Annotated in this window: 4 protein-coding genes and 1 pseudogene; 1 reads left to right on the top strand and 4 read right to left on the bottom strand. The window is 71.3% G+C overall.

All coding sequences use genetic code 11. The features are described 5' to 3' along the window. From H0W40_RS19165 to H0W40_RS19155, 3 genes and pseudogenes are all read right to left on the bottom strand, one after another. Window positions 1-185: pseudogene (locus H0W40_RS19165) on the bottom strand (adenylosuccinate lyase); the annotation flags it as partial. A gap of 210 nt (window positions 186-395) precedes the next feature. Then, window positions 396-1,475, bottom strand: a complete 1,080-nt coding sequence (locus tag H0W40_RS19160) for a M48 family metallopeptidase (protein ID WP_292449420.1) — start codon at window positions 1,473-1,475, stop codon at window positions 396-398. Between the two features lie 103 nt (window positions 1,476-1,578). Further along, window positions 1,579-2,799, bottom strand: coding sequence for a YjgN family protein (locus H0W40_RS19155; protein WP_292449418.1), 1,221 nt, complete (start codon window positions 2,797-2,799; stop codon window positions 1,579-1,581). A gap of 144 nt (window positions 2,800-2,943) precedes the next feature. Between H0W40_RS19155 and H0W40_RS19150 the strand changes: the two genes are divergently transcribed. Beyond that, on the top strand, window positions 2,944-3,558 hold the full coding sequence (locus H0W40_RS19150; protein ID WP_292449416.1) for a glutathione S-transferase N-terminal domain-containing protein: 615 nt from the start codon (window positions 2,944-2,946) through the stop codon (window positions 3,556-3,558). A gap of 57 nt (window positions 3,559-3,615) precedes the next feature. Here the strand turns inward: H0W40_RS19150 and H0W40_RS19145 are convergent. Then, window positions 3,616-5,012: sensor histidine kinase (locus tag H0W40_RS19145; protein WP_292449414.1), on the bottom strand; the 1,397-nt coding region annotated here is incomplete at its 5' end.

Here is a 5,012-nt window from a genome sequence, read left to right as displayed (position 1 = left end):
GCTTCATGGGACAGCGGCGCGAACTCGGGCAGCCCGGCCTCGCCCAGCGCGATGAACCACTCCACTTCCACCTGCACGCGGCGCTGCATGAGGCCGAATTCGCTGAGCAGCGGGCGCAGCGCATCGAGTTTGGCGGCGTAGCGGCCATCGAGCGGCGACAGGGCGGTGAGGGCGGAGGGCTGCATGGCTCGGCGGCGATCGGGGGAAGAAGCGCCGATTGTAGGAAGCAGTCCACCGTGCCCTGCACGACGCCTTGGCTGTTGAGCGCTTCAGGCCGGAGCCGGCCGAAGACCTGCGCGCAGGCGTCCCGGCGTGCGGCAATCAGCGGATGCGGCCGACAAGAACCCGGCCGAGCGGCCCGCACGCTTTTCGCGGCAAGTGCAGCGGCATGGGACTCACTGCCGTGCCGCGGCGCGAAAGCGCTCGATCCGCTCGGCGTCGGCCGGATGGCTGGAAAACGCGATGCCGAGCACCGAGTCGTCGGCCGTCTCGCCGCGCGCGGCGCGCCACCGGGCCAGCCGCTCGAAGAAGCCGACCATCGCTGCCGGGTCGCGGCCGGCCGCGCGCAGCAGTGTGATGGCTTCGCCGTCGGCCTCGCGTTCGAGCTGACGCGAATAGCCGAGCGTGCCGAGCAGCGCCGGCGCGGCAGCGAGGAGGCCGCTGAAGTCACCGAAGGCCAGGCTGCCGGCCGCGCCGAGCAGCGTCGCCTGGACCAGCTGGCGCATGCCGTGTCGGCCGCGCACATGGCCGTACTCGTGGGCCAGCACGCCGACGAGGGCCGCCTCGTCGCCCTCGACCAGTTGCACCAGCTCGTCCGTCATGACGATGGTGCCGCCGGGCAGCGCGAACGCGTTCGGGCCGATGTCCGCGGCGCGGAATTCGAGGCGGTAGGGCGCCGGCTGTTCCTCAGCGGCTGCGCTGCGCACAGCCTGGTCGAAGGCGCTGCGCAAGGCGGCCTGCTGCGCTGGCGGCAGCTTGCTCGGAGCCAGCCAACGCGCCTCGACTTGCTGGAGAGCGATCTCGCCGACCTGCGCATCGACGCTGGCCGGCAACACGGCCAGCGTGGCGTCGGCCAGCAGGGGCACGCCCCAGCGCCAGCCGGCCGCCACCAGGGCCAGCAGCAGCACGCTGACCGCCAGCACTGCCCGCCAGCTCTGCTGGCTGCGAACGACGAAGCCCTCGCGCAGGCCGGCACCGGCGACGAAGGCGTCCCAGTCGGCGCTGGCCAGCGCATGCAGCTCACCGCCGCCCGCGAGATGCGCGATGCGGGCGCCATGCCGCGTGCGCTCGGGCCAGCGCACCTCGTCGAGCGCGGCGCTGCGCAGCGGAGTGCCCTGATCGATGACGACGGCGCTGGCACTCGACGGCGTGTCGTCGAGGATCAGCAACCGGCCAGCGCGCAGCTGCAGCCGCACGCGCCGCGGTCGGGCGCTGCGGCCGTCGAAGTAGTCGGCGGCGAGGCCGGGCTCGGTCATGCAGCGACCCTGGGAGCCGCGGGTCGCGGCCCCGAATCAGGCCGCACCGGCCGGGACGGCACGAAGGCCCGCAACGCGTCCGCGTTGATGCGGCGCACCGGATTCACAGACCGAGGTCGATGCCGAGCAGGTCGGCGGCGGCATCGCCGGCCGCATCGCCACTGGCGGCGCGCGCTTCGCTCTGCAGCTCGTCGAGCGGCCGGCGCGTGTGCAGCGAGACCGCCTCCAGGCGCAGGCGCGCCATGGCGATGGCGGCCCAGGGCCAGTACAGGCCGAGGGTCAGCAGCACCAGCAACCAGTTCTTCAACATCAGCAGCGCCAGCGGGGCGAAGTGAAGATCGCTGCGAAACCGCAGTTCGGGATTGCCGGTGCGAGACCACAAAAGATTTTGCAGACGCGAGGTCGCGTAGGCGCGGGGCACGATCTGCACCATCAACAGCAGCAGCACGAAGGCCACCGGTGCCAGGCCGAGCAACGCCCGCGTGCTTTCGCCGAGGAGTACCGCCAGCCCGGCCAGCAGCCCCACGGAAAAGATCAGCACCAGCAGCGCCACCCCGGCAATGCGCACGAACGCGCCGTACGCGACGCGCAGCGCCACGCGCAGTTCGGTCTGCTGTTGCGCATAGGCGTAGTGGCCGTGCTGGTAGCGCTTCAGGCGCAGCCAGCCGTAGGGCAGCAGCAGCAAGGCTGCCGCCAGCGCGCCGAACGCGAGCAACCCGGCCGCCAGCGGCTGGTTGCGCAGGGCCGGCAGCAACACCGCGAGGCCGACGCCGAGCGCGACCGCGGCCGCAAGCGGCAAGGCGAACACGCCATAGGCGCGCGCCATTCCGCCGGTGAAACGAAAACGCAAGCCGCGCCAGCTGGTATTGGCGAGCCGGAACTGCAGCGAGGCGCGCCACAGCGCCGGCCACACGCCGGCCAGCAGCACGAAGGCGATCGTGCCGGCCGTGGGCGACACCTCGCCGGCAACGCTGTAGGCCCCGAGCAGCACCGCCATCAGCACCAGACCGCGCAGCATCTTTTTCGGCTCACCATGGAAATCGAGTGCATGGCCTGCGATTTCGGTGTTGGTATGGAAGTAGCGCAGCTTGCGCACCTTGGCCCAGGGGTAATACACGCCGAGGGTCAGCAGGGTGAGCAGCAGGTTGACGATCCAGATGCGGAAGTACTCGCTGCCCGAGCCGCTGAAGGTCAGCGGATGAGCATGGCCGCTGAAGCGGCGCGGGCCCGGTTGAAGATAGTCGTCGACCTCGGGGTGTCGACGCGACAGATCGACCGGCCGCGAAGTCGGCGGGCGGCTGGGCAGCGCCGCGGATTCGGCCATGAACGGCTCCTGTCGGACGAGAAGATGGCGGGCACTGTAGCCGCCTGCACTCTCTGCGGCCCGTCTTCCATGCGGACAGACGCTCACGCGCGGGGGGTCCGCCGTTCCCTAGAATCCCGCCATCCCCGACCCACCCCCTGCCCCATGAAACTCATCGGTTCGCTCGCCAGCCCTTACGTGCGCAAGGTCCGCATCGTGATGGCCGAAAAAAGGCTCGACTACAAACTCGAGCTCGAGGACGTGTGGGCCAGCGAAAGCAGCATCACCGAAGCCAACCCGCTGGGCAAGGTGCCCTGCCTGGTGATGGAAGGCGGCGAGGCGGTATTCGATTCGCGCGTCATCGTCGAATACCTCGACACCCTCTCGCCCGTGGGCAAGCTGATTCCGCCGCTCGGGCGCGAGCGCATCGAGGTGCGCACCTGGGAGGCGCTGGCCGACGGCCTGCTCGACGCCGCCATCCTGGCCCGTCTGGAGGAGAAGTGGGGCGGCCGCACGCCGGAGCAGCGCTCGCAGGCCTGGGTCGATCGCCAGCTGGCCAAGGTGCAGGCCACGCTGCGGGCGATGAGCGAGGGTCTGGACGAGCGGCCGTGGTGCGCCGGCGGGCATTTCACGCTGGCCGACATCGCCGTCGGGTGCGCGCTGAGCTGGCTCGAGTTCCGCTTCCCGCAGATCGAATGGCGGCAGACCTACCCGAGCCTGGCCCGCTTGGCCGACAAGCTGGCGCTGCGGCAGAGCTTCATCGACACGGCGCCGCGCTAAGCGAGCCTCACTCGCCGTCACCGTCGCGGCGGCCGTGGCGAAGCAAGGCTCCCGCGGTCACACCGTCGATCGAGTCACATTCGGGTTGAGCCCGGCTTCCGAGCCCCGCGGCGGCAGCCGCAGCGTGACCGCCCAGCCCTCCGGATGCGGCCCGCTCTCCAGCGCCGCGCCGAGCGCCGCGGCGCGGCGCTGCATGTTGGCCAGGCCGCGACCGCCACGCACGATGCTTTCGGGCACGAACAGCGGCACGGGCTGGCTGTCTTCGGCGCTGCGCTGCTTCAGGCCGTTGTCGATCACGCTGAGCGCCAGCGCGCCGTCTTCCTTCGTCTCCAACTGAAGCCAGGCCACCGTGGCCTGCGCATGCTTGATGACGTTGGTGAGCGCCTCGCGCACGATGCGCAGCACGTGCAGGGTGTCGCCGGCCGCCAGTTCCACCTCACTGGCCGCATCGCCCACCTGCCAGACCAGGCGCACGCCGGCTGCGCGCAGCGAGGGCTCGACCCGAAAACGCAGTTCGCCGAGCGACTCGACCAGCGGGCGCTGATCGGTCTCCAGCGAATCGAGAGCCAGGCGCAGCTCGACCAGGCAGTCGTCGAGCGTGAGCTTCAGGTCGTTCAGCGGCTGGTGGACGCTGCGCCGCTCGCCGCCGGCCGGGGGTGCCGACTGACGCGCGACCTGCGCGGTCAGGGCCAGCGCGGCGACCAGACGCCCACCCAGGCCGTCGTGCATCTCGCGCAGGATGCGGTCGCGCTCGGCCATCACCGCCTGCGTGCGCTCCTGCTCGCGAGTGGCCTCGAAGGCGGCCTGCAGTTCGCGCTCCTTTTCGGCCACGCGGCCCTGCAGGTCGCGGTTGAGGCCGCGCAGCGCCGCGCCGGCGCGCGCGAATTCGTCCACCAGCAGCCAGGCCAGCACGGCGAGCAACAACAAGATGGTGTAGCGGCTCCACGTGACCGCGCCGTAGTCATGCAGTACGCGAAACACCACGAAATCGCGCGCGCCGACCACCACGCTGCCCAGTGCCGCGGCGCTCAGCAGCAGCGCCGCGGTGCTGCGCTCGCGCCAGGCCTCGGCGAACAGCACCGGCAGCAGCCAGCCGATGACGAGCAGCGTGCCGCCGAGCAGCACGCCGCGCAGCAAGGGCACATCGACCAGCGTGATCGTCACCGCGAGCAGCAACACGGTCAGCGCCCAGCCGGCCAGCACGCGGCGCACCCGCAGCGTGTCGCGGCCGATCGCGGCCAGCGCATACAGCGCCATCAGCACCACGAACCAGGCCTGCGAGGCATGAAACAGCACCGCGCCGACCGGCGGCCACACGCCGCCGCCACCGAGTTGCACGCCCGACATGCGCCAGGCCCACAGCAGGCTGGCCGCACCGAAGCAGGCATACACGAAGCGCTGCGCGCGCCAGGCCAGCAGCAGCGCCAGCGCGCCCATCACGGTGGCCGCCGCGC

The sequence above is a fragment of the Methylibium sp. genome (assembly GCF_013817345.1).
Taxonomy (GTDB): Bacteria; Pseudomonadota; Gammaproteobacteria; order Burkholderiales; family Burkholderiaceae_C; genus Methylibium.
This window is presented reverse-complemented; position numbering and strand designations above follow the sequence as displayed.

Coding starts and splice junctions, on each gene's coding strand:
- H0W40_RS19160 (WP_292449420.1), bottom strand. CDS start 1,475: ATGACCGAGCCCGGCCTCGCCGCCGACTACTTCGACGGCCGCAGCGCC.
- H0W40_RS19155 (WP_292449418.1), bottom strand. CDS start 2,799: ATGGCCGAATCCGCGGCGCTGCCCAGCCGCCCGCCGACTTCGCGGCCG.
- H0W40_RS19150 (WP_292449416.1), top strand. CDS start 2,944: ATGAAACTCATCGGTTCGCTCGCCAGCCCTTACGTGCGCAAGGTCCGC.